Here is a 22,160-nt window from a genome sequence, read left to right on the forward strand (position 1 = left end):
TGCGGTCCAGTTATTCCCCGGGTGCGCTAGGAGGCGCTGCGCGCGCTGCTCGCGGCGTCCCGTTCGGTCGAGGAGCCCTCGTGCGTGAGCCTGCCGCCCGCGCTTTCCAGGTGAGCGCGCACGAACCACTGGAACTTCTCCAGGTGGGCCGCCTGGCCGATCAGCAGGTCCTGGGTGACCTTGTCGAGTTCCTCGGTCTCCTCGATGTATCCGCGGATGTCCTCGATGACGCCGTTGTAGACGAGGTCCAGCGCGGCCAGGTGCGCCTGGACACAGTCGCGGCCGACGGAGTAGTCGTCCCAGGTGCGGTCCTTGAGGATCGCCCCCGGCGTGCCCTGCGGGGACGCGCCCAGCGCCGCGATGCGCTCGGCAACGTCGTCGGCGAACCCGCGGACCGCCTCGACCTGCGGGTCGATCATCTCGTGCACGCCGATGAAGTTGGGGCCCACCACGTTCCAGTGGATGTGCTTGAGCGTGAGGTGGAGGTCGTTGTATGTGCTCAGCTGCTTTTGCAGCAACTCGGTGAGCCGCGCCGCCTGCTTGTCGGTCAGTCCCGGAATGGTGAACTGTGTCATCGATTTCTCCCCTGTTTCGCACACGGTCACTTCCCGGCATGGGTACCCGATGGTGGTTGCTGGAAACGCGGACCCCGCGCGCCCGCCGAGCACCCGGCCGGGGTCGGCCGCGCCTACAGCGCGCTGATGTGCTGCACCGGCAGCCGCGCGCCGCGCCGCGGCTCGTAGGCCAGTCCGCTGGCTTCGAGCAAACGGACAACCCGGTGGCGGTGCGGTCGCATGGGCTCGAGCAGTTCGAGCATGCCGGCGTCGTCGACCGGACGGCCCAACAGCGTCCAGCCGACCATCTTCGGGATGTGGTAGTCGCCCACCGACACGGCGTCGGCGTCACCGAAGGCCCGCTGCGCGGTTTCGGCGGCGCTCCACTCGCCCACCCCCGGCAACGACGTCAACGCCCGGCGGGCCTCCTCCGCCGGGCGCGAGACCAGCCGTTCCAGCGAGGCCGCCCGGCGGGCGCAACTCACCACCGCTTGCGCCCGCCTCGGATCGACGTTGGCGCGGTGAAATTCCCACGACGGGATGTGCCGCCACACCTCGGCCGGCGGCGGCACCCGCATCCCCTCCGGCGCCGGCCCGGGCGCGGGCGTCCCGTACCTGGACACCAGCAGGCGCCACGACCGAAACGCGTCGGCGCCGGGCACCCGCTGCTCGATGATCGCCGGTATCAGGGCCTCCAGCACCAGGGCGGTGCGGCCCAGCCGCAGGTGGGGGACGCGCCGGTGCGCGGCCGCGACCGTCGGGTCGCGCGGCACGAAACCCGAGGCGTCGTCCTCGGCGCCGAGCACCGCGGGCAACATCTCGACGAACTCCGGCGCGCCACCGCCCCAGGCCACGCATCGGGCGGCGTTGGGCGCCGCGCGGCTGATCCGCGCCGTGACGGGCCCGCTGGGCAGCAGGCTGGTGCGCCAAATGGTGCCGTCACCGGGCAGCCGGAAGCACGGGTCCCGGGGGCCGCGGCGCAGCGGCGCCAGGGTGTTCCCGAAGCTGGCGGCCCCGGGGAACGTGACCGTGCGCTCGCTTTTCACCCTCAACCACTCCCGGTCGTGTTGTTTGACCGTCAACTCTTTCCCGAGACACTATTGCGACTGTGATGACGCCCTTCGATGGCCCACATTCCGAGCTCGCTTGGATGTTCCTGCAGAGCCTCAGTGAGGGCGGCGAGGTTGACGAAGGCTTCGCATTGCTCAGCGACGACTTCACGTACTGGAGCCTCTACACCCGTCTGTGCCTGGACAAGCAGAACTTTCGGCGCGTGGTCGACGAGCGCAAGCGCGCCGTCGAGATCACCATCGACCTGCTGCGCTGCATCAACGAAGGCGACACGGTGGTCGTGGAGGGGGAGGCCGCGGGCACGGCGGCCGACGGCGAGCACTACGACAGCCCGTTCGTCTGCATTTTCGAGACCCGCGACGGGTTGATCGTCTCGTTGCGCGAATACAGCGACACCGCGTCGGGGGCGAAACTGTTCCCCAACTGGCGGCCCCCGCCGGCTACCGAGGCGAGACGCTGATTTCGGCTTTGTCGGGGTAGAACGCGACGTGCCCCGCGATGGCTGCGACGGCGGGGTAGGGCTGCTCGTAGGTCCAGATGGCGTCCTCGACGGTGTCGCCGGCCGAGGTGGTCACGCTGTAGTAGCTGGCGTCGCCCTTGAACGGGCAATAGGTGCCGGTCTCCGTGCGCGACAGCCGGTCAAAGACCACGTCGCCGATCGGAATGTATTGCACCGCAGGCAAAGTCGCCTCGCGCAACTCCAGCGCCGCGGTGCTGTCCGCCACGAGTTCGCCGTTGACGCGGACCTGCACCCGGCCCTTGGTCGGCTCGATGGTGATGGGGTGTCCAGCGCTGGGCTCTTTGATTTCCGGGTGGCTCATGGTCTCCTACCTCTCAGCCGCGGATCGGGCGCGGATACGGGTTGCAACATCGCCGGGCGCCCGACGCTTCCCGTCAGGGCGGCCCGAACGCGTAGCGGTGATATTGCGCCATGTTGCGCAGGGTCGGCACCGCCGCCATCGCCCTGCCCAGCCAGCGGACCGCCGCCGAGACCTGGTCGAAGGTGTCGCTGTCGAACACCGATTCCCACGCCAGCAGGCGCGCGCCCGGGACGGCGTCGAGGATGTCGCGCGGCCCGTCGATGCCCCAGTGCAGCGTGGATCCCGAGCGCCGGACCACCGCGTTGCTCCACTGGGTGCGGATGGCGAAGTTGTTGAACGCGTCGAACTGCAGTTCCCCCGAACCGAACCGGTCGACCACGCGGCGCAGCAGGGCCAGCCCGTCGCCCTTGGTCAGGTACATCGTCAGCCCCTCGGCGACGAACAGTGTGCGGGGCGCCGCCGGTATGTCGGCCAGCCAGGCCGGATCGGTCACCGACGCCGACACCATGCGGCAGTCGGCCCGGCCCGGGTACACCCGCTCGCGCAGGGCGATGACGTCGGGATAGTCGACGTCGTACCACCGCACCCCGGGCGGGGGATCCAGCCGATACACGCGCGCGTCCAAACCGCACCCGACGTGCAGCACGGCGACCTCCTCGCCGGCGCCGTGGTGGGCGTCCAGAAATTGGCGCACCCAGTTGTCGAAGTGGGCGGTGCGCACGGCCACGGACGGCGCGCGCCGCGGCGTGATCGTCGTCCTGTCCCAGTCGTAGTCGATGCGGTCCACGGCGGTTTTCGCGTACCGATCGCCCAGGATCGGCCGCCGGGCGTCGGCGTCGAGCGCCTTGGCGTACAGCGTCGCCAGCATCGTCTGCGGCGGCCCGTCCAGCTCGACGCTTATCCGGTCCACGAAGGCCGAGCCTATTCGGATTGGGCGACCGCGCCGTCCTTGCGGGCGGTGCGCCCGCTCTTCATCGCGGCCCAAAAGCGCGCGGCCTCGCGTATCGACTCCTCGACCGGGCGCGGCTGCCAGCCCAATTCGCGCCTCGCCTTGCCGGCGTCGACGTCGGCCTCGGCGCGCATCATGCGCACCGACTTGAGGCTGAGCTCGGCGTCCTTGCCCGTCAGTCGCGCCCGCAGGCTGCCCAGCGCGCCGAGGGCATAGAGGGCCGGCACCGAGATCGACCGTCGCGGCGGCGGCACACCGGCCTCGTCGGCGGCGATGCGCACGACGTCCTTCAACGGCATCATCTTTTCGGAGACGAGGTAGCGCTCGCCGATGCGCCCGCGTTCGGCGGCCAGGATCATGGCCCGGGCGGCGTCGTCGACGCCGACGACCTCCAGCTGAATGCCGTTCATCAGGAAGGGCAGCTTGCCGAAGACCGCGCCGGCGATGAACGCGCCGTGCGGGGTGCGGCCCCAGTCGCCGCTGCCGTAGGTCGTCGAAACACACATCGCGACCGCGGGCAATCCCGCCTCGGCCACGTACCGCATCACCAGGTTCTCGGCCGCGACCCGGGATTGGACGTAGGGGGTCAGCCCGCGCGGGTCGATGACGTCGTCCTCGGTCGCCACGCGCCCGCGCCGCCGGCCCACCGTGGCGTAGGTGCTGGTGAAGACGAACCTGCGCAGGCCGGGTTGGTTGACGGCGACGTCGAGCACGTTGCGCAGGCCCTCGACGTTGGTGCGGAACAGCGGAGCCGAGTCGCGCAGCCACGCGCGGGTGTCGACGACGCAGTAGTAGACGTCGTCGACGCCGTCCATCGCCGCGCGCAGCGTGGCGGTGTCGAACACATCGCCGTGAAACCGGGTGACGTCCAGGTCGTCGATGGCGCGGGTGTTGGCGGTCGGGCGCACCATCGCCCGCACCTCATAGCCCGCCGCAGCCCCTTGGGCGACGAGCTGGCGGGTGACGTGCGAACCCAGGAACCCGTTGGCGCCTACAACGAGCTTGGGGCCGAGCTTGGGGCCTTGCTCGGGTTCGGTGCTCACTTGGATCCTCCGTACTGCTGCATCCAGCGCGCCGCTTCGTCGTCGAGCGTGCCGAGCGCCCGCGCCTTCTCACACCATTTCATCGACGCGCTCAGGAACCGCAGCGGGTTGTAGATGTCTTCCTGACGGGACCACAGGCCGTCACCGGCGTAGGTGATGATCGAGATGTTGGTGGCGCTGATGACGCTCCCGTCGCCCGGGTCGCGCATCGGGTTGTCCAGTTCGATGATGATGCGCCCGGTGGGCTCGTCGATGACCGACCACAGCGACGGGAAGGCCACCATGTGGCTGCCGGGAAAGGTCGTCATCGTGCGCGTGATCCATTCGCGCACCTCGTCGCGGCCGCGCATGGTGCCCGCCGCGTGCTCGATGTAGAGGACGTCCGGCGTGTACTGGTCGACCCAGGCGTCCCAGTCCCGGGTTTCGGCGGCTCGGGCGACGGTCGCCTCGAACCGCTCGAAGGCGTCGGCCAGTTCGCTGCGGGAGAACTTGCGGGAGAACGACGTCATCGCCGGAGTGTAGCCTGGGCTGAGTCGTCTGGGCCGCCGGTTCCCGAGGAGTTCCCAAGGAGGACAAGGAATGACGAACACCCAAAAAGCTATCCTGGCCGGTGGCTGCTTCTGGGGAATGCAGGACCTGATCCGCAGGCAGCCCGGCGTCATCTCCACCCGAGTCGGCTACAGCGGCGGTGACACCCCCAACGCGACCTACCGCAATCACGGCACCCACGCCGAGGCCGTCGAGATCGTCTATGACCCCGCGGTCACCGATTTCCGGGCGCTGCTGGAGTTCTTCTTCCAAATCCACGACCCGACAACCAAAGACCGGCAGGGCAACGACCGGGGACCGAGCTACCGCTCGGCCATCTTCTACCTCGACGACGAGCAGAAGCGGGTCGCGCTGGACACCATCGCCGACGTCGAGGCGTCGGGCCTGTGGCCGGGCAAGGTCGTCACCGAGGTCAGCCCCGCCGGCGACTTCTGGGAGGCCGAGCCCGAGCACCAGGATTACCTGCAGCGCTACCCCAACGGGTACACCTGCCACTTCGTGCGGCCCGGCTGGAAGCTGCCGCGGCGCGCGGCCGCCGGCCAGTAGGGCCGGGCTTACCGAGCGGTCTCAGCGTCGGCGCACCACCACGCGCCCGCCGTCCTTGGGCGTGAACGCGACGCCGCGGTTGTGCCAGCGTTCTCCCGGCTCCGCGGTGGTCTCAATGGTGAAGTGGCGCAAGACCGTCCGCAACACCACGTCCATCTCCATGTTGGCGAACGCGGCGCCGACGCAGCGGCGGGTCCCGCCGCCGAACGGGATCCAGGCGAACGACGACGGCTTGCCGTCGATGTAGCGCCGCGGATCGAAGCGCTCGGGGTCGGGAAAGACGCCGGCGTCGTTGTGGATCTGCGCGATGCTGATGATGATCGAATCCCCTTGGGGGATGGCCCACTCGCCGAGTTGGTAGACCGGTGAGTAGACGCGGCGGGCGGCGAAATCGATGACCGTCCTGGCCCGCTGGACCTCCAGGATCGCCGCCTGGCGCAGTTCGGCAGCGCCGCCGGTGTCGGCCTCCTCGACCAGGGCGGCGAGCACGTCCGGGTGCCGGGACAGCCGCTCGAAGGCCCACCCCAGCGTGGACGCGGTGGTCTCGTGCCCGGCGGCCAGCAAGGTGAGCAGCTCGTCGCCAATGTCCTTGCGGGACATGGCCGTGCCGTCCTCGTAGGTGCTGCGCAGCATCAACGCGAGCACGTCGGTGCGCTCGGCGAAATCGGGGTCGGCGCGTTCGGCGTCGATGAGCTTGTCGAGGACCCTGTCGTACTGGCGCCGCCACTCGGCCAGCCGGCCCCAGGGGCTGAACCGGCCGTAGGTGCGTTTGGGGTTGGGCAGCGCCGCCAGGCGTGACCCCAGGGTGACCCAGGGCGGGATCAGGCGGCGCAGCTCGTCGAGCTCGGCGCCCTCGGCCCCGAACACCGCGCGCAGGATGGCGTTGAGCGTGATGTGCATCATCGACGGCAGCGTCGGGAACGGCGTGCCCTCGGGCCAGCCGGCCGTCTCCCGAAGGGTTTCCTCCTCGATGATGGCCTCGTAGTTCTTCATGCTCCTGCCGTGGAACGGCGGCGCCAACAGCCGTCGCCGCCGGCGGTGATCGTCGCCGTCGAGCGCGAACACCGATCCCGAGCCGAACAGGCGGCTCAGGTTGGGCTGGATGTTGCCGAGTTCCTCCGGGCTGGTGGTGAAGACCTGCTTCGCCAGCCGCCAGTCGCCGACCACCACCACCCGCCCGTAGATCGGGATGTCGACGGTGAACACGTTGCCGTGGCGTCGCGCCAGCCGCTGGATCATCCGCCGCCGCGAGATCGCGAAGAGCAGGCCCTGCAGCAGCCTCGGCATCCGGGCGGCGGGCGGCAGCTTGACGGCCGGTGGGGCGGTGACGACTTCGCTCATGGCGCTGATGCTCCCCATTTCTCCCCGGTCAGGGGTTGGTACCGCGGTGTACCAGAACCTTTCCCGATACGGTACTCTGTGGTACCAAGCCTGACAAGGTGCTCGAGGAAAGGGTCGAACGGTGACATCAGCGGTGACGGCGGCTTCCGGCCGCGCGGTTCCCGGCGGCCCACCGGCCGAACCGGATTCCTTCCGCCTGCGCCTGCTCGACGGGCTGGCCACCTCGATCGGCGAGCGCGGCTACCGCGCCAGCACGGTCGCCGACATCGTCCGCCACGCCCGCACGTCCAAGCGCACGTTCTACGACCAGTTCGCCAGCAAGGAGGACTGCTTTTTGGAGCTGCTGCGCGCCGACATCGAGAGGCTCGGCGAAAACATCGCCGCGGCAGTCGATCCGGAAGCCGACTGGCATCGGCAGATCCGTCAGGCCGTCGAGGCCTACGTGGGACACATCGAGGCCCGCCCCGCCATCACCCTGAGCTGGATTCGTGAGCTCCCGTCGCTGGGGGCCGTCGCCCGCCCCGTCCAGCGCAGCGGGCTGCAGTTGTTGTCGAGGTTGCTGGTCGACCTCAGCGCCAGCCCGGGGTTCCGCCGCGCGGACCTGCCCCCGCTGACCGCGCCGCTGGCCGTGATCCTGTTGGGCGGCCTGCGCGAGCTGACCGCGCTGGCCGTCGAGGACGGCAGGCCCGTGCGCGAGATCGTCGAGCCGGCCGTGGACGCATCCGTGGCACTGCTCGGCCCGCGACACTAGGCTCGCGCTAACCCCTAACCACCTGGAGGCTTGCGATGCGGCTGTCGACCCGGAACCAGCTCAAGGGCACCATCACCGAGGTCGATCTCGGCAGCGTGATGGCCATCGTGAAGGTCAAGCTCGACGGCGGCGATCAGGTCGTCACGTCGTCGGTCACCAGGGACGCCGCCACCGAACTCGGGCTGGCGGTCGGCCAGCCCGCGACGGTGTTCATCAAGTCCACCGAGGTCACCATCGGCGTCGAGTAGCGCGCGTCGAAAGGTGTTGCCTCAGCTCACGATTCGGTGCGAAGGAAGGCGCGCAGCCGGTCGAGCACCAGGTCGGGGCGCTGCTCGACGATCCAGTGGCCGACGCCCTCGACCACCTCGACGTCGAAATCGCTCATGCGGTCGGCATATCCGTCCAGCAGGTCCACCGTGAGCACCGGGTCCTTGGTGCCGCTGAGCCAGCGGACCGGGACGTCGACGCGGCTGTCGTTGTATTCACCGCGCAGCCAGCGGAACAGCTCCGTGCTCAAAAAGGTGCGATACCACCGCGAACCGGCCAGCGCGTGCCCGGGTTCGCGCATGCACTCGACGTAGAACCGGACGTCGTCCTCGGGCACCACAAAGCCGCCGCCCACCCACGACGCCAGCATCCGGTAGAAGCGGGCCTTGGGATCGCCGACGACGCGCGGGCCGATCACCGGCAGCGCTATCGGGACCTGGTACCAGAAGCGCCACACGTTGCGCATCAGCCTGATATCGGGCTTGGTCCACGGCGCGGAGGTGTTCATGCCGAAGAAGCCGGTGACCTTTTCCGGGTGGCGCAGCATCATCGTGAACGCCACGGGCCCGCCCCAGTCGTGGGCGGCGAGCTTGACGGTCGCGACACCCAGGCGGTCCAGGACCGCGGCCAGGTCGTCGGCCATGTCGTTCTTGAGGTATCGGGAGCGCGGCGCGGAACTCCAGCCCGCGCCGCGCAGGTCGGGGCACAGGACCCGGTAGCCGTCGGCGGCCAGTGGGGGTATCAATTCGTGCCATTCCCACCAGTTTTGGGGAAACCCGTGGACCAACATCACCGCCGGGCCGTTGGCCGGGCCCGCGTCGGCGACGTGGATCATCACACCGTCCCCGAGCTCGATGTACCTGTGTTCGACGCCGTCCAGCGCGGGCATAGCGACCATGACGTGAAACGTAGCGGACCGCGCGGTCAGGCGAGGAACCGGTCGACGTAGGGCGCGAACCGCGCCCGCAGGGCGTCCTCGTGCAGCCCGAACATCTCCGGCGACGTTTCGACGTTGCCCAGCCGGCCGCGCCGGTGGCCGGCCAGGTAGCCGGCGACCCCGGCGCGGGCGTCGTCGGTGAACGGCTCGCCGGCCAGCGCGTAGACCCGCTCGGCGACGCCGAGTTCGTCGGCCATGAACTCGTCGAAGCGGATGTCGACCGAGCGTTCCGGACCGAGGGTGTCGCGATCGCGGACGAGGGCGGCCAGCATCTCCTCGAGGCGGTCGACCCAGTACTGCGCGATCTGCCGGACCGGCACGGGCGAGCGGTGCATGCGCGCGGAGTAGGTGATCATCGCGATCATCGACAGTGCCACCGGCACCGGATCGCGGTGGGTGAACACCACGATGCCGCCCGGGAACACCCGATCCAGCACCGGCACCTGCTCGAGATGCTGAGGCGACTTGAGCAGCCAGCGCCGGCCCCCGCGCAGAAACTGCATGGCCTTGAGCTGCCTGGCGAGGTACTCGTAGTGGGGCGTCTGGTCGTGGGCCTGGTAGTAGTCGCGCCAGCGGGGCACGTCGGCAAGCGTCTCGAAGAGCATCGTCGAGAAGTCGTTGGCGAGCAGTTGGATCTCTTCGTGCACGTGGTCGGTGGTCATCTCGTGCATCAGCGGAAAATGGGGCATCACGGTGTTGATCACCCCGACCCCGACGTCCATCCGGGCCCGCCGCGGGTCCGGCTCGACGCCCGCCTCCGCCGGCAGCGGGAACGGTTCGACGCTTTCCCAGTACGGCATGGTGCGGAAGGTGGGCGCGGCCGCGAGCAGGTTGTGCAGGTGGGTGGTGCCGGTGCGCGGCAGGCCCGCGATGACGACCGGCGGTCGCAGGGCGATGTCGTCGATCTCGGGATGCCGGTTCAGCAGGTCGGTGAGCAGGAGCCGGTTCTTGAGCAACTGCAGCAACTGGCCGTAGAAGTTGACCACGCCGGCCGCGTGCAGGCCGTCGATGTCGCGCAGCGCGGCGAGGTAGACGTCGAGGCGTTCGCGGTAGTCGTCGGGACCGAAGTCGTCCAGGCCGGTGTCGGCGCTGGCCCGGGCGTGCAGGGCGGCGGAATCCAGCGGGCAGTCCGGGGCCAGCGCGGCCATCATGTCGAGGATCTGCTGGGCGTCGGCGCCGAAGCGGGGCTGGGCCAGGTCTGTCAGACGAACGACGGCGGTGTCGGTCACCCGACTTATGTTACTCTCAGTTTCGTAATGGTTGTCGATTTTGGCCGCCCCCGCGATCCGCGTATCGACGGCGCGGTCCTGCGCGCGACGGTCGAACTCCTCGCCGAGACGGGCTATTCGGGGCTTTCGGTCGCCGCCATCGCCGCGCGGGCCGGCACCAGCAAGCCGGCGATCTACCGGCGCTGGCCGGGCAAGGCCCATCTCGTGCACGAGGCGGTCTTCCCGATCGGCGCGGCGACCGAGATCCCCGACACCGGCTCGTTGCCCGAGGACCTGCGCGAGATGGTGCGGCGCACGATGGCCGTGCTGACGACGCCGGCGGCCAGGGCGGCGCTGCCGGGACTGGTCGGCGAGATGGCCGCGGACCCGTCCTTGCATTCGGCGCTGTTGGAGCGGTTCGCCCACATCATCACCGGCGGCCTGGCCGGGCGGCTCGACCGCGCGGCGGCCCGGGGCGAGGTGCGCGCGGGCGTGACCGCCGCGGATCTCGCCGAAGCCGTCGCCGGGCTCACCCTGGTCGCCCTGCTCACCCGGGGCGCCGAACTGGACGATGCCTGGGTCGACCGCACGACGACGTTGCTCCTGAAGGGAATCAGCCCATGACGCACGAATCGACCGCCGCGTGGCGTGAACTGCTCGACACCCTCGGCGGGCTCGACCGCTCCTTCCTCGAGGGTGACCGCGCCGTCACCGACGACCGTCACATTGCCGACGGCTACCGCACCCTGGCCACGACGCTCGGAGTGGCTCTGGATGCCTACCTGTTCCCGGAGCCCGGGCGCCCGCAGTTCGTCGCGGTGAACACGCCGTTTCGCCGGGACCGCAGGTGGGGTGGCGACAACACCGACGCGTACTACTTGCTGTGCCCGGTCGACCCGAAGCGGCGCTACCGAATCAGCGGCAATCGCGGTGACAGCGTGTACTTTTCGGTGACCGCCTACAACGAGCCATCGCCCGGTGCGTGGTCGGACCGGGTGGTTTCGCTAGTGCGCGACACCGACCTCGACATCGATGCCGATGGCAACTTCAGCTTCGAATTCCCGCCGACACCCGACGCGGCGGTGCTGATGACCCGCGACTACCAGGCCGATCCGCTGAGCGGCCGGCCGGTCTTCTGGCACATCGAGGCGCTCGACGCGCCCGACCCGATCCGCCACGGCGACGCCGAGACCGCGGCGAGCCTGCGGGCGGCCGCCGCCTGGCTGCGCACGATGTTTGCCATCGTACCGTTGGCGGTCGGAACCCGCGTCGACGACCAACACGCGCTGGGCCACGAGACCGCTCATGCGGCAAACCAATTCGCCGATCCCTATCAGGTACCCGATGCCAACTTCGGCTGGTCGGCGCGCGACGCGTGCTACTCCTACGGCAGCTTCGTGCTCGACGACGACGAGGCGCTGGTCATCACCCACCGCCCGCCGCCGTGCCGGTTCTGGAACATGGTGGTGTGGAACCAGTTCATGGCCACCCACGGTGCGGCCGAGGGCCCGGACGCGCGGTGCTCGGTCAACGGCCATAGCGCCGTGCCCAACGGCGACGGCTCGGTGACCGTCGTCTTGTCGAATCGGCCGACTGCCCACCCGAATTCGTTAACCACGCTGGGCTACCCGCGGGGCAATCTGGCCTTCCGCTGGTTCCTCCCCGACGGGGTCCCGGCGCGGCCCGAGGTGAAGCTCGTGAAGGTCTCCGAAGCACCCCGGTTGCTGTGATCGACCGTGAACTAGGGACTTCGCTGTGTGCTCAGGCGGTCAGCCGAGGACCATCGCGCCATACCAATGGCAAAGCAGCAACGCGACTTCGATATCGAGCCGGTCGTCACCGATCGCGCGGCCACGGCGCTCGACCGCGCGGTGTACCCGATACTTCACCGAGTTCACGTGCAGGTGCAGCTCTTCCGCGGCCGCTTTGTAACTGGAGCCGGAGCGCAGGAACACGCGCAGGGTGTCCCGGAGCCGCTCGTCGCCGTCGGTCGGAGCCGCGAGCGGGCCGAGCACCGCACCCACCCATGAGCGCGCCGCATCCAGGTTGTGGCCCAACAGCGCGGCCGTGGAGACACCGGGATCGCTTGCCGCCGTGACTCGTTGGGCTTTGGCGCCCAATGCGACCGCGACGGTGCGGGCGTCATGGGCCTGCCGGTGCGAACGCCGGAAGCCCTCTACGCCGGACAGCGGATTGCCCAAGGTGATCCAGGGGCCGTCGGCTCGCGCGCCCGCGAACGCGCGAGCCCGCGCGACCGCGTCCGGCGCGGCCTCCACCGCCAGCGGGATCCACGCCCATCCGGTCAGGCGATCCACCGAGATGAACAACGAACTCTCCTGGGCGCCAACCGATTGAGCCAGCTGTTGGATGAACCGCTCCATCAGCAGCAGTTCGTCGCCGCCCTCGGGCTGTCGATACCAGACAATGGCCGCCAGGTGAATCCGGTTGAGTGGGTACGCGATTGCGGTGGTCATCGCGTCGACGTCGATGTCGGCATCGTCCAAGAGCTCGTGAACTTTCAGCGTGCGAACGCTATTTTGATTCGACAGCCAGCGGTCGTGTTCGGTCTGGTGGGTGCTGATCACCTGCTGGGTGATCCAGTCGACGTAGGTAAACAATGCCACGGTGATGTGCTCGTAGACATCCAGGCTCAATTGCGGATCCAATTTTGCGATGCGGGTTTCGCCGAGGGCGCGGTCCAGCACGATCTGGTGGCCGAGTCGATAGGCCCGCACCAACGCATTCGCGGACACTCCGCGCTGGGCCAGTCGCCGCGCGTACTCCAGCGCCGTCGTCGGCGGCTCGACGTGCTCGATGGGGATGCTGTGGCGGATCGTCGAGAAGGCGGTGTCGATGTTCTGCTCGATGTTGTCGCGCAGCAACTCCTGCAACTGGGCGTCACCCTCGAGCTCGGGGATCTCGGTGACCAACGTGTGCTGCACCGAGTCGGTCAACTCGTCGAGCCGCTCGCCGAGACGATTCACGATCGACGTCGCGGCTTGGGCGACACCCGCCTCGGTGCCGCGGCGCGTTTCCACCATTCCCAGACAATAATCCGCGCGGTTGTCCGCCAAAGACAACGATCTGGGCAGACTTGGTCCGGCGGCGACGTGGCCGCGCGGTGGCGCGCTGGGTACGTTGCGTGTGCATGTCGATCGTCGATGCAGACAGCCACGTGTCGGGAACCGCCGCACGCCAAGCGCTGCCAGATCCCGGCGCGGCGGTGCCCGCGGTGGCGCTACCCACGCTCGCGATCTTCGCCGGCGCGCTGGCGGCGTTCGTGCTGTCCACGATCGGCTATGCATCGGGGGGGTTTCCCGCCTGGGCCACGATTGCCGTCAACGCCGCCGTCACCTTCGTGATGTTCACCGTCGTGCACGACGCGGTGCACCACTCGATCAGCACCGCGCGATGGCTGAACGGCCTGATCGGGCGACTGGCGTGGGTGTTCGTCGTTCCGGTCATTTCGTTCCCGGCGTTCAAATTCATCCACGTCGAGCACCACCGGCACGCCAACGACGACGACAACGATCCGGACACCTTCGCGTCGCACACGCCCGCCTGGCAGGCGCCGGTTCGCTGGGCGTTGGCCGAAGGGTTCTACGGGAACTACCTGATCCGTCGGCTTCGCGGTCGGCCGGCGGGCGAAAACGTCGAGACCCTGGTGATGCTCGGTCTGAGCGTGGCGGGGCTGACCCTGGCGATCGCCACCGGCAAGTTGTGGACGCTCGCGGTCGTTTTTCTCATCCCGCAGCGCATCGGGATCTTCGTCCTGGCATGGTGGTTCGACTGGTTGCCCCACCACGGGCTGGCGGCCACCCAGCGCACCGACCGCTATCGCGCGACCCGGGTCCGCGTCGGGATGGAGTGGCTGTTCACGCCGATGATGTTGTCGCAGAACTACCACCTCGTGCACCACCTGCACCCGTCGGTGCCGTTCTACCGCTATGTGCAGACGTGGCGACGCAACGAGGCGGCTTACCTGGAGCGGCAGGTCGCGATCGCCACCGTCTTCGGCCGCCAGTTGCACCCGACCGAGTTCCGGGAGTGGAAGGCGCTCAACCGCAAACTCGCGCGACTGGTGCCGGCTCGGATGCCGGGGAGGTCGATCCCCACCCACGCGGTGTCGCATCGAATCCCGGTCGCGTCGGTCGATCCGCTCACCGACGACAGCACCCTGGTCACGTTCGCGGTGCCCGACGAGTTGCGCGACCAGTTCCGCTTCCAGGCGGGTCAGCACGTCACGGTGTGCAACGGTGTCGCCGGCGGCAAGGCGCGGCGCAACTACTCGATCTGCACACCGGCGACGCAGGCACAGCTGCAGATCGCGGTCAAACACATTGCCGGTGGGGTCTTTTCGACGTTTGTGGCCGAAGATCTCAAGGCCGGCGACGTGCTGGAGCTGATGACTCCCACCGGTCATTTCGGCACGCCACTGCACCCCTTACACCGGAAACACTACGTGGGCCTGGTAGCGGGCAGCGGGATCGCACCGGTGCTGTCGATCCTTGCGACCGCTCTGGAGATCGAGACCGAAAGCCGGTTCACGCTGGTCTACGGCAACCGCACCAAACGGTCGACGATGTTTCGCGGCGAACTCGACCGGCTGCGGTCACGCTTTGTGGATCGCCTGACGATCGTGGACGTGTTGTCCGGCGACCCACTGCACATGGCCGAGTTGTGCGGTCGCATCGACGCCGAGAAGCTGCACCGGTGGCTGACGACCAGCCTGCGGCCAACCGGCGTGGACGAGTGGTTCTTGTGCGGCCCACCCGCAATGAGCACCGAGGCGCGTGACACGCTGATCGCCCACGGCGTCGACCCGGAACGGGTGCACCTGGAGCTGTTCACCGGCTTCGAGAAGGATCCCGGGGCGGCCCGGCGTGTCTACCCCCCGGCTACCGTGACTTTCACGTTGTCCGGACGGGACGCGAAGTTCGACCTCGATAGCGGCGACACCATCCTCGAGGGCGCCTTGCGGGTTCGTGACGACACCCCGTACGCGTGCATGGGCGGCGCCTGCGGCACCTGCCGGGCCAAAGTGCTCGAGGGCACGGTGCGCATGGAGCAAAACCTCGCGCTCGGCAGCGCCGAAATGGCCGCCGGATACGTCCTTACCTGCCAAGCCCATCCGACCAGCCCCACGGTGTGGGTCGACTACGACGGCTGACGCGTATCGCGGCGAGTAGCCGCCAGCGGCTCGAGACAGCGTCCGGTGCTACTCCACGCGGCGAAACCGCGATCTGCACGCAGACTCGGCGCAGCCTTAGGCGGCGGCCAATTCGGGTGCCCGGGTGTCGCTGGGCTTCTTCGGCGGCACGGCCAGCCTGACGATCTTGCGGACCACCGTGCCGAACTGCCGCAGCAGCGGGCCCCGGTTGTAGGGGATGCCGTGGCGGCGGCAGATCTCGCGCACCTCGGGCGCGATCTCGGCGTAACGGCGGGCCGGCATGTCCGGGAACAGGTGGTGCTCGATCTGGTGCGACAGGTTTCCGGACAACAGGTGAAACAGCTTGCCCCCGGTCAGGTTTGCCGACCCGAGGACCTGGCGGAAATACCACATGCCGCGGGACTCGTCCTTGGTCTCCTCGACGGTGAATTCCTGAGTGCCGTCGGGGAAGTGGCCGCAGAAGATGATCATGTACGACCACACGTTGCGCATCAGGTTCGCCGAGAGGTTGCCCGCGAAGACGAACGGGGCGAACGGCCCGGCCAGCAGCGGGAAGGCGACGTAGTCCTTGAGCGTCTGCCGGCGCGTCTTCTTCCAGATCTCCCGCAGCACCTCCCGCTTGTCGGCCAGCCGGATCTCCCCGGAGCGAATCCGCTCGGTTTCCAGCTCGTGCAGCGCGACGCCGTACTGGAACAGCACCATCAGCAGGAAGGCGTAGAGCGGGTTGCCGATGAAGTAGGGCGTCCAGCGCTGGTCCTCGCTCATCCGCAGGATGCCGTAGCCGATGTCGCGGTCCATCCCGACGATGTTGGTGTGAGTGTGGTGCATGTAGTTGTGCGAGTGCCGCCATTGGTCGGCGGGGCAGGCCGTGTCCCACTCGAACGCGCGACCGGAGATCGCCGGGTCACGCATCCAGTCGTACTGGCCGTGCATGACGTTGTGGCCGATCTCCATGTTGTCCAGGATTTTCGACAGGCCCAGCAACACGGTGCCGACCGGCCACGCCGGCGGCAGGAACAGCAGGGCGCGCCCGCCGACCTCCAGCGCCCGCTGGGCCTTGATGACGCGGCGGATGTACTCGGCGTCCACCTCGCCGAGGTCGGCCATCACGCGTTCCCTGATAGCGTCGAGTTCGCGGCCGAATTCCTCGGCTTGTTCGGGGATGAGGGTGATCTTGTTGTCTGTCATGGCTTTTCCTCCTGAGTTCCGTGACGGCCTAGAGGGACAGGTCGACGTCGCCGACCGGGACGGACACGCAGATCTGCACGTCCTCGTCCGGGGCGGTCGAAACGGCGCCGGTGACCAGGTTGCGGACCGTGCCGCAGGCCTTGCGGCGGGTGCAGGTGTGGCAGATGCCCATCCGGCACCCGTTCTGCGGCGTCAACCCGGCCGATTCGGCCTGCTCCAGCAGGGAGCGGCCGTCATCGACGACGTCGATCCCGCTGTCGGCAAAGGTGATTCGCCCGCCCGACGGATTTACCGGCACCTCGAGCGCCCGTGGCACGAAGCTCTCGGTGTACACGTTGTCGCAGTGTTCGCGCACGGCGTCGACCAAAGCGGTAGGCCCGCAGGCGAACACCGCGTCGGGCGCGGGCATCGCCGCGGCCAGGTGCTCCGGCCCGAAGCGGCCGGTGAGGTCACCCGCACCCGAACGGGTGAACCCGTGCAGCACCCGCACCCCGGACATCGCGGCCAGCTCGTCGCGGTAGCACGCCTCGGCCGGGGTCCGGGCGTAGTGCACGAAGGCGACCTCGCCCCGGTGGCGCTCGGCGATCAGCGTGCGCAGCATCGCCATCACGGGCGTGATCCCGCTGCCGCCCGAGACGAACAGGATCCGCCGGGGTCGCGCCGCGGGCAACACGAAGTCGCCGCCGGCGCCGGCCAGCCCGACCACCATGCCGCGGCGGGCCCGCTCATAGAGGTGGCTCGACACCAGCCCGCCGTCGTGGTGGCCGATCGTCAGCTCGAGGTGGGTGCCGCCTTCGGCGTTGGCCGGGGAATAGCAGCGGGTGTGGCGCCGGCCGTCGATGTCGACGGTGAGGTTGACATGCTGGCCGGCCCTGACGCTGTGGCGGGAGCGGAAGGCGTCGTTGGGGACGAGCGTCAGGGTGACGCTGCGCGGGGTGGTGCGCCGCACGTCGACGACCTTCGCCCGGCCGTCGCCCGCGGTCCAGGTGGGGGCGACGAGCTCGGTGTAGCGATCGACGCCGTGGGGTCCGGTGAGCAGGTCGACCAGGGGGGAACCCAGGACCCGCTTGCTCAAAGTCTGAGTCAAAGCTTGAGTGAACATATGTACACCGTGCGACCTGAGGCCGCAGGTAGTCAAGGGCTTACTGCCAGTTTGTGGTAGGGTTCACACAGTGAACAGCCGTGCTCCTAGCTCACGGCCGCATCGGTCCGGCCGCGAGCGCTCGCGCGAGAGCATGTCGCGCGAGCAGCGCAAGGAGGCGACGCGGCGGGCGATCATCGCCGCCGCGCTCAAGCTGCTGCAGGACCGCAGCTTCGGTGGCCTGAGCCTGCGCGAGGTGACCCGGGAAGTCGGGATCGTGCCCGCGGCGTTTTACCGCCACTTCGAGTCGATGGAGGCCCTCGGTCTGGTCCTGATCGACGAGTCGTTCCGCAGCCTGCGTGACACTCTGCGCGAGGCCCGGGCCGGCAAGCTCGACCCGAATCGGGTGATCGAGTCGTCCGTCGAGATCCTGGTCGCCAGCGTCGCCGACCGGCGCGAGCACTGGCGGCTCATCGCCCGGGAGCGCAACAGCGGCGTCAGCGTGCTGCGCTACGCCATCCGCACCGAGATCCGGTTGATCACCTCCGAGCTGGCCACCGACCTGGCGCGCTTCCCGGGTCTCAGCGCCTGGAGCACCGAGGACCTCAACGTCCTGGCGACGCTGTTCGTCAACGCGATGATCGTCATCGCCGAGGCGATCGAGGACGCCCAGAGCGCCGAGGCGATCGAGGACATCCGGCGGATCGCCGTCAAGCAGCTGCGGATGATCGCCATCGGCATCGCCGGCTGGCGCAGCGGCCCGTAGTCACGTCGACCAAAGTGAACAGCCGAACACTGACTATTCGGCTTGCTCGTCGACGACGTCGTACAGGGAGTCGCCGTCTTCGGGGGTGCCGTCGACCTGGCCCCGATGGGCGCGGCCGGGCTCGACGTCGTCGGTCCCGCCGATCGGCGCGTCGGTCACGTCGGGCTCCTCCTCGGCCAGTCGGGCGTCGAGCGACTCACCTTCACGGGCTTCGCGTGCCGTTATCCCGAACCGGTTGGCCTCGCTCCAGTCCTCGGGCGGGTCGACGACGACGTCGCCGTCGTCGTTGCGCACCTCGTCGGAGTCGGTGCCTTCGCTCGCGTTCAACGTGTCGCCGGGACCGTTTTCGATAGACATACGCAACGGTTGCCCCGGGTCCCGGCGATTAAACGCCTCGCGCCGCTATCGCGGTGTCCGCCACATCGCCCACAGCATCGGGCCCCCGTCGGGCAGAGGGATCTCGCGGGTCACCGTGAAGCCGAAACGCTCGTAGTACGGGACGTTTTCGGGTTTGGACGACTCGAGGTACGCCGGGCAGTATTCGGCATCGCAACGGTCCAGCCGGGAGCGCATCAGCGCCTGGCCGAAGCCCTTGCCCCGCACGCTGGGATCGCTGCCGATCACCGCCAGATACCAGTGCGGTTCTTCGGGGTGCGCGCGCTTCATCAGCTCCTGCACGGCGCGTCCCCGCATCGACCGGACGCCGAAGACCCGGAGGAACGTCGGCGTCATCGCGAGCTGCCCGCGGCGCGTTTCCCGCCACTGGCCCGGCGGGTCCCAGAGCGCCGCCGCGCCGATGGCGGGCCCGTCGGTATCCGTGGCGCCGGCGGGCCCGTCGCAGGCCACCTCCACACCGCCGCGGGCCAGATGGTGGTGGCGGGTCATGGTGGCGAACAACCGGGCCAGGTGCGCGGTCCGCGACTTGTCGTCGGGCAGCAGCCAGCGCATCACCGGGTCGTCGTAGAACGCCCGGGCCAGGGTGCGAGACAGGTCGCGGACATCGGCTTTGCGCGACGGGCGCGACTGCGGGGCCATGTACGGAAGGCTAGCGGGGACCGCCATTCGATCCAGCGGGGACCGCAACCGCGGCGTAGCCGCGCGCCGCGGGTCGCCGCCATTCGATCCAGCGGGGAGCGGCACGTTCCGCTCGCGGTGATCCAGTGGGTGTTCACGACCGGCGTGGCGGGTATGCCGATGCGGTGACCGGCATGTCGCGGCGCGCGTTCGGACGGATGGCCGGCGCGGGTGCCCTCGGCGCCGCCGGCATTTCAGGCTGCCGGGGACCGACGGCCAACCGCGGCCAATCCACCGATGCGCCCGTGCCGGCGGGCAAGAGCGTGGGAATTGTCCTCTCGCACGAGCAATTCCGCACCGACCAGCTGGTTGCGCAGGCCCAGGCCGCCGAGCGAAGCGGGTTTCAGTACGCGTGGGCCAGCGACCACATCCAGCCGTGGCAGGACGACGAGGGTCACGCGATGTTTCCGTGGCTGACGCTGGCCCTGGTCGGCAACCGCACCAGCAGGATCTCGTTCGGCACCGGCGTGACCTGTCCGATCTACCGCTATCACCCCGCCGTGGTGGCCCAGGCGTTCGCGTCCCTGGCGCTGCTCAGCCCGGGACGGGTGTTCCTGGGGGTGGGCACCGGTGAGCGCCTCAACGAGCAGGCCACCACCAACGCCAACGGCAGCTACACCGAGCGCCATGACCGGTTGATCGAGGCGATCAAGCTGATCCGCCAATTGTGGAGCGGTTCGCGAATTTCCTTCACCGGCCGCTACTTTCACACCAACTCCCTGAGGCTGTACGACACGCCGGCCATGCCCCCGCCGATCTTCGTCGCCGCCGGCGGTCCGAAAAGCGCCAAGCTGGCCGGCCAATACGGCGACGGCTGGATCACCCAGGCCCGCGACGTCACGAACCCGAAGCTGCTGGCCGCATTCAGCGCGGGAGCGCAGGCCACCGGGCGCGACGCCGCCAACATGGGCAAGCGCGCCGAACTGTTCGCCGTCGTCGGCGACCGCAACCAGGCGACGCGCGCGGCCACGCTGTGGCGGTTCACCGCCGGGGCCGTCGACCAGCCCAACCCCGTCGAGATTCAGCGCGCCGCCCAAGGCAACCCGATCGACAAGGTGCTCGCCGACTGGACGGTGGGGACCGACGCGACCCCCCACGTCGAATCCGTGCAAAAGATCCTGGACGCCGGAGCGGTTCCCTTTCTGCACTTTCCCCAGGACGATCCCGTCGCCGCGATCGACTTCTACGGCGCCAACGTGCTGCCCAAGCTGCGCTGAGGCGGCGGTGCGGCCGGTTTCGATGCCTCGGCCCCGGGTACCCGCACGCCACCCCGAGTGACAGCCCAACTGGAAGGCAAGGCATGGACGCAATCACTTTTCTCCGTCAGGACCACAAGAGCGTGCTCGGTCTTTTCGAGACGCTCGACGGGGCGCCGTCGGGCCCGGGCGCGGAGGCCAGCGGCCTGGAAACCGTGGTGAACAACCTCATCATCTCCGAGTCGCAGCACGAGGCCATCGAGGAGCAGTTCTTCTGGCCGGCGGTGCGCAAGGCGATCGGTGACGGGCTCGTCGACAAGGCGATCGAGCAGGAGCAGGCCGGCAAGCAGCTGCTGCAGCGGCTCGAGGACGGCACGCCCGGCGAGCCGGACTACCACGCGGCACTGCAGGAGTTCATCAAGGCCGGGCGGGAACACATCGCCTACGAGCAGGACGTGGTGTGGCCGCAGGTCGAGCTGGCCATCAGCCGCGACGAGCTGGAGAAGATCGGCGAAAAGCTAGAGCAGGCAAAGAAGATCGCTCCGACGCGCCCCCATCCCGACACCCCGCCCAACCCGGCCGTGCTCAAGACGATGGGCATGGCCGCGGCGGTCGTCGACCATGTCCGCGACGCCTTCACCGGGCGCGCCGAGGACAACCCGCCCGATCCCCAGGTCAAGTAGGAACCAAAAAGGCCGGCCGTCGATCGCGGCGCCCGGCCTTCTTGCATCCAATCAGCTTGTCGGTGTGCGTTGTTCGTGCGTGAACGGCTTCTCGCTGACCACGGCCGGCGATCCGCCGGGGGCCCGCTCGGCGCCCTTGTTCTTGCGCGTCTCGCCGCCCAGCCACTGCTGCTCGGGCTTCTCGACGTAGTCCCACTCCATGCCTTCGGGCCACGGGCCCTGGCCTTCGTTCCACGGACCACGGATCGATTCGCCGCCGCCGTTGGACATGTTGAACGCCACGTTTTGGAAGCGGTCGTCCCCGGGCAGCTGCCCGGGTGGGAAGTTCACCGGCAGCTCGTTCAGCGCCGCGGTGAACTGCTGGAAGTGCGCCACCTCGCGCGTCATCAAGAACGTCAACGTGTCCTGCACGCCCGGATCGTCGGTGAACTGCTTGAGATACTCGTAGACGATCTTCGCCCGCGATTCCGCGGCGATGTTGCTCCGCAGGTCGACCGTCGGGTCACCGTTGGCGTCGACGAAGGCACCCGTCCAGTTGTTCCCTCCGGAGTCCTTGACATCCGGGCCTCCGCCGCCGAGCACCAGAAACAGCGGGCTGACCGACACCGAGTGCATCAGCCGATCGCGGCCATCGCCGTTGGACACCAGCGGCATCCAGTCACACTGCTGGTTGGCGATGTGCAGGTTGTCATTGAGCCCGTCGAGCAGCATGGTGATCATCGACCCGACCATTTCGAGGTGGCTGAGTTCCTCGGTCGCGATGTCCATGAACAGGTCGTACATCTTCGGGTTCTTCTGGCGCAGCACGAAGGCCTGCGTGAAGTACTGCAATGCGGCGGTGAGTTCGCCGTTTTCACCGCCGAACTGGTCCATCAGCAGCGTCGCGAACCTCGGATCCGGTCGATCGACGCGGACCTCGAATTGAAGGTCTTTGTTGTGCACGAACATTGGACGCCTTTCTCAAA

The 22,160-nt window shown here is 68.7% G+C and carries 25 protein-coding genes; 10 read left to right on the forward strand and 15 right to left on the reverse strand.

Annotated elements, in window-relative coordinates:
* Positions 1 to 26: 26 nt before the first annotated feature.
* A complete protein-coding gene (locus BST11_RS01605) occupies positions 27 to 575 on the reverse strand; it encodes a Dps family protein (RefSeq protein WP_083136279.1) in 549 nt (182 codons plus the stop codon).
* Between the two features lie 113 nt (positions 576 to 688).
* Positions 689 to 1,600 (reverse strand): DNA-3-methyladenine glycosylase family protein, encoded by a 912-nt coding sequence (locus BST11_RS01610; protein ID WP_083136280.1) that lies wholly within the window; start codon positions 1,598 to 1,600, stop codon positions 689 to 691.
* 65 nt (positions 1,601 to 1,665) lie between these two features.
* Here BST11_RS01610 and BST11_RS01615 point away from each other — a divergent pair, with 65 nt between their 5' ends.
* Positions 1,666 to 2,085 carry a nuclear transport factor 2 family protein gene (locus BST11_RS01615; RefSeq protein WP_083136460.1) on the forward strand — a complete coding sequence of 140 codons (420 nt, stop codon included), beginning with the start codon at positions 1,666 to 1,668 and terminating at the stop codon, positions 2,083 to 2,085.
* Here BST11_RS01615 and BST11_RS01620 read toward each other — a convergent pair.
* The 4 genes from BST11_RS01620 to BST11_RS01635 form a co-directional block, all read right to left on the reverse strand.
* Complete coding sequence (locus BST11_RS01620; RefSeq protein ID WP_083136281.1) at positions 2,066 to 2,446, reverse strand: DUF427 domain-containing protein; 381 nt, start codon at positions 2,444 to 2,446, stop codon at positions 2,066 to 2,068. The genes BST11_RS01615 and BST11_RS01620 overlap by 20 nt on opposite strands.
* Positions 2,447 to 2,519: 73 nt before the next feature.
* Positions 2,520 to 3,347: a class I SAM-dependent methyltransferase gene (locus BST11_RS01625; protein ID WP_083136461.1), complete on the reverse strand. Its 828-nt coding sequence runs from the start codon at positions 3,345 to 3,347 to the stop codon at positions 2,520 to 2,522.
* 20 nt (positions 3,348 to 3,367) lie between these two features.
* Positions 3,368 to 4,438, reverse strand: coding sequence for an NAD-dependent epimerase/dehydratase family protein (locus BST11_RS01630; protein ID WP_083136282.1), 1,071 nt, complete (start codon positions 4,436 to 4,438; stop codon positions 3,368 to 3,370).
* Entirely contained in the window at positions 4,435 to 4,947 is a 513-nt protein-coding gene (locus tag BST11_RS01635; protein WP_083136283.1) for a nuclear transport factor 2 family protein, read from the reverse strand. The genes BST11_RS01630 and BST11_RS01635 overlap by 4 nt, the downstream gene beginning before the upstream one ends.
* Positions 4,948 to 5,017: 70 nt before the next feature.
* Here BST11_RS01635 and msrA point away from each other — a divergent pair, with 70 nt between their 5' ends.
* Positions 5,018 to 5,533, forward strand: a complete 516-nt coding sequence (msrA, locus tag BST11_RS01640) for a peptide-methionine (S)-S-oxide reductase MsrA (RefSeq protein ID WP_067326862.1) — start codon at positions 5,018 to 5,020, stop codon at positions 5,531 to 5,533.
* 21 nt (positions 5,534 to 5,554) lie between these two features.
* On the opposite strand, the gene BST11_RS01645 is transcribed toward msrA, so the two are convergent.
* The gene (locus BST11_RS01645; RefSeq protein ID WP_083136462.1) at positions 5,555 to 6,874 is read right to left on the reverse strand and encodes a cytochrome P450; all 1,320 of its coding nucleotides are present in this window, start codon (positions 6,872 to 6,874) and stop codon (positions 5,555 to 5,557) included.
* A gap of 133 nt (positions 6,875 to 7,007) precedes the next feature.
* Between BST11_RS01645 and BST11_RS01650 the strand changes: the two genes are divergently transcribed.
* Positions 7,008 to 7,625 carry a TetR/AcrR family transcriptional regulator gene (locus BST11_RS01650; protein ID WP_083136284.1) on the forward strand — a complete coding sequence of 206 codons (618 nt, stop codon included), beginning with the start codon at positions 7,008 to 7,010 and terminating at the stop codon, positions 7,623 to 7,625.
* 35 nt (positions 7,626 to 7,660) lie between these two features.
* On the forward strand, positions 7,661 to 7,873 hold the full coding sequence (locus tag BST11_RS01655; protein ID WP_067326868.1) for a TOBE domain-containing protein: 213 nt from the start codon (positions 7,661 to 7,663) through the stop codon (positions 7,871 to 7,873).
* A 26-nt stretch (positions 7,874 to 7,899) separates the two neighbouring features.
* On the opposite strand, the gene BST11_RS01660 is transcribed toward BST11_RS01655, so the two are convergent.
* Positions 7,900 to 8,790: an alpha/beta fold hydrolase gene (locus BST11_RS01660; RefSeq protein ID WP_083136285.1), complete on the reverse strand. Its 891-nt coding sequence runs from the start codon at positions 8,788 to 8,790 to the stop codon at positions 7,900 to 7,902.
* 26 nt (positions 8,791 to 8,816) lie between these two features.
* Entirely contained in the window at positions 8,817 to 9,980 is a 1,164-nt protein-coding gene (locus BST11_RS01665) for a sulfotransferase family protein (RefSeq protein WP_142276167.1), read from the reverse strand.
* Positions 9,981 to 10,085: 105 nt separating this feature from the next.
* Here BST11_RS01665 and BST11_RS01670 point away from each other — a divergent pair, with 105 nt between their 5' ends.
* Positions 10,086 to 10,661, forward strand: a complete 576-nt coding sequence (locus BST11_RS01670) for a TetR/AcrR family transcriptional regulator (protein WP_083136287.1) — start codon at positions 10,086 to 10,088, stop codon at positions 10,659 to 10,661.
* Entirely contained in the window at positions 10,658 to 11,767 is a 1,110-nt protein-coding gene (locus tag BST11_RS01675; RefSeq protein WP_083136288.1) for a DUF1214 domain-containing protein, read from the forward strand. Before BST11_RS01670 ends, BST11_RS01675 begins: the two co-directional genes overlap by 4 nt.
* Positions 11,768 to 11,806: 39 nt before the next feature.
* Here BST11_RS01675 and BST11_RS01680 read toward each other — a convergent pair whose 3' ends face one another.
* The gene (locus tag BST11_RS01680; RefSeq protein WP_083136289.1) at positions 11,807 to 13,078 is read right to left on the reverse strand and encodes a PucR family transcriptional regulator; all 1,272 of its coding nucleotides are present in this window, start codon (positions 13,076 to 13,078) and stop codon (positions 11,807 to 11,809) included.
* 107 nt (positions 13,079 to 13,185) lie between these two features.
* Between BST11_RS01680 and BST11_RS01685 the strand changes: the two genes are divergently transcribed.
* Entirely contained in the window at positions 13,186 to 15,207 is a 2,022-nt protein-coding gene (locus BST11_RS01685) for a fatty acid desaturase (RefSeq protein WP_083136290.1), read from the forward strand.
* 96 nt (positions 15,208 to 15,303) lie between these two features.
* Here BST11_RS01685 and BST11_RS01690 read toward each other — a convergent pair whose 3' ends face one another.
* Both BST11_RS01690 and BST11_RS01695 read right to left on the reverse strand, forming a co-directional pair.
* A complete protein-coding gene (locus BST11_RS01690; RefSeq protein WP_083136291.1) occupies positions 15,304 to 16,395 on the reverse strand; it encodes a fatty acid desaturase family protein in 1,092 nt (363 codons plus the stop codon).
* 28 nt (positions 16,396 to 16,423) lie between these two features.
* On the reverse strand, positions 16,424 to 17,497 hold the full coding sequence (locus BST11_RS01695) for a ferredoxin reductase (RefSeq protein WP_083136292.1): 1,074 nt from the start codon (positions 17,495 to 17,497) through the stop codon (positions 16,424 to 16,426).
* 70 nt (positions 17,498 to 17,567) lie between these two features.
* Here BST11_RS01695 and BST11_RS01700 point away from each other — a divergent pair, with 70 nt between their 5' ends.
* Positions 17,568 to 18,242 (forward strand): TetR family transcriptional regulator, encoded by a 675-nt coding sequence (locus tag BST11_RS01700; RefSeq protein ID WP_083136293.1) that lies wholly within the window; start codon positions 17,568 to 17,570, stop codon positions 18,240 to 18,242.
* Between the two features lie 33 nt (positions 18,243 to 18,275).
* Here the strand turns inward: BST11_RS01700 and BST11_RS01705 are convergent, their stop codons facing one another.
* Together BST11_RS01705 and BST11_RS01710 are read right to left on the reverse strand one after the other, a co-directional pair.
* Positions 18,276 to 18,599 carry a hypothetical protein gene (locus BST11_RS01705; protein ID WP_083136294.1) on the reverse strand — a complete coding sequence of 108 codons (324 nt, stop codon included), beginning with the start codon at positions 18,597 to 18,599 and terminating at the stop codon, positions 18,276 to 18,278.
* 45 nt (positions 18,600 to 18,644) lie between these two features.
* Positions 18,645 to 19,277, reverse strand: coding sequence for a GNAT family N-acetyltransferase (locus tag BST11_RS01710; RefSeq protein ID WP_083136295.1), 633 nt, complete (start codon positions 19,275 to 19,277; stop codon positions 18,645 to 18,647).
* A gap of 164 nt (positions 19,278 to 19,441) precedes the next feature.
* Here BST11_RS01710 and BST11_RS01715 point away from each other — a divergent pair, with 164 nt between their 5' ends.
* A complete protein-coding gene (locus BST11_RS01715) occupies positions 19,442 to 20,533 on the forward strand; it encodes a F420-dependent hydroxymycolic acid dehydrogenase (RefSeq protein ID WP_211284601.1) in 1,092 nt (363 codons plus the stop codon).
* Between the two features lie 83 nt (positions 20,534 to 20,616).
* A complete protein-coding gene (locus BST11_RS01720; protein WP_083136296.1) occupies positions 20,617 to 21,195 on the forward strand; it encodes a hemerythrin domain-containing protein in 579 nt (192 codons plus the stop codon).
* A 51-nt stretch (positions 21,196 to 21,246) separates the two neighbouring features.
* Here the strand turns inward: BST11_RS01720 and BST11_RS01725 are convergent, their stop codons facing one another.
* Positions 21,247 to 22,143 carry a manganese catalase family protein gene (locus tag BST11_RS01725; protein WP_083136297.1) on the reverse strand — a complete coding sequence of 299 codons (897 nt, stop codon included), beginning with the start codon at positions 22,141 to 22,143 and terminating at the stop codon, positions 21,247 to 21,249.
* Positions 22,144 to 22,160 lie beyond the last annotated feature (17 nt).

The sequence above is a fragment of the Mycobacterium alsense genome (genome assembly GCF_002086635.1).
GTDB lineage: Bacteria > Actinomycetota > Actinomycetes > Mycobacteriales > Mycobacteriaceae > Mycobacterium > Mycobacterium alsense.

Excerpts from the sequence above, each read along its gene's own strand:
- msrA (WP_067326862.1), top strand. The coding sequence starts at position 5,018 with ATGACGAACACCCAAAAAGCTATCCTGGCCGGTGGCTGCTTCTGGGGA.
- BST11_RS01680 (WP_083136289.1), bottom strand. The coding sequence starts at position 13,078 with ATGGTGGAAACGCGCCGCGGCACCGAGGCGGGTGTCGCCCAAGCCGCG.
- BST11_RS01720 (WP_083136296.1), top strand. The coding sequence starts at position 20,617 with ATGGACGCAATCACTTTTCTCCGTCAGGACCACAAGAGCGTGCTCGGT.
- BST11_RS01670 (WP_083136287.1), top strand. The coding sequence starts at position 10,086 with ATGGTTGTCGATTTTGGCCGCCCCCGCGATCCGCGTATCGACGGCGCG.
- BST11_RS01620 (WP_083136281.1), bottom strand. The coding sequence starts at position 2,446 with ATGAGCCACCCGGAAATCAAAGAGCCCAGCGCTGGACACCCCATCACC.
- BST11_RS01685 (WP_083136290.1), top strand. The coding sequence starts at position 13,186 with ATGTCGATCGTCGATGCAGACAGCCACGTGTCGGGAACCGCCGCACGC.
- BST11_RS01705 (WP_083136294.1), bottom strand. The coding sequence starts at position 18,599 with ATGTCTATCGAAAACGGTCCCGGCGACACGTTGAACGCGAGCGAAGGC.
- BST11_RS01645 (WP_083136462.1), bottom strand. The coding sequence starts at position 6,874 with ATGAGCGAAGTCGTCACCGCCCCACCGGCCGTCAAGCTGCCGCCCGCC.
- BST11_RS01725 (WP_083136297.1), bottom strand. The coding sequence starts at position 22,143 with ATGTTCGTGCACAACAAAGACCTTCAATTCGAGGTCCGCGTCGATCGA.
- BST11_RS01695 (WP_083136292.1), bottom strand. The coding sequence starts at position 17,497 with ATGTTCACTCAAGCTTTGACTCAGACTTTGAGCAAGCGGGTCCTGGGT.
- BST11_RS01675 (WP_083136288.1), top strand. The coding sequence starts at position 10,658 with ATGACGCACGAATCGACCGCCGCGTGGCGTGAACTGCTCGACACCCTC.
- BST11_RS01605 (WP_083136279.1), bottom strand. The coding sequence starts at position 575 with ATGACACAGTTCACCATTCCGGGACTGACCGACAAGCAGGCGGCGCGG.
- BST11_RS01655 (WP_067326868.1), top strand. The coding sequence starts at position 7,661 with ATGCGGCTGTCGACCCGGAACCAGCTCAAGGGCACCATCACCGAGGTC.
- BST11_RS01615 (WP_083136460.1), top strand. The coding sequence starts at position 1,666 with ATGACGCCCTTCGATGGCCCACATTCCGAGCTCGCTTGGATGTTCCTG.
- BST11_RS01690 (WP_083136291.1), bottom strand. The coding sequence starts at position 16,395 with ATGACAGACAACAAGATCACCCTCATCCCCGAACAAGCCGAGGAATTC.
- BST11_RS01660 (WP_083136285.1), bottom strand. The coding sequence starts at position 8,790 with ATGGTCGCTATGCCCGCGCTGGACGGCGTCGAACACAGGTACATCGAG.
- BST11_RS01710 (WP_083136295.1), bottom strand. The coding sequence starts at position 19,277 with ATGGCCCCGCAGTCGCGCCCGTCGCGCAAAGCCGATGTCCGCGACCTG.
- BST11_RS01665 (WP_142276167.1), bottom strand. The coding sequence starts at position 9,980 with ATGATGGCCGCGCTGGCCCCGGACTGCCCGCTGGATTCCGCCGCCCTG.
- BST11_RS01635 (WP_083136283.1), bottom strand. The coding sequence starts at position 4,947 with ATGACGTCGTTCTCCCGCAAGTTCTCCCGCAGCGAACTGGCCGACGCC.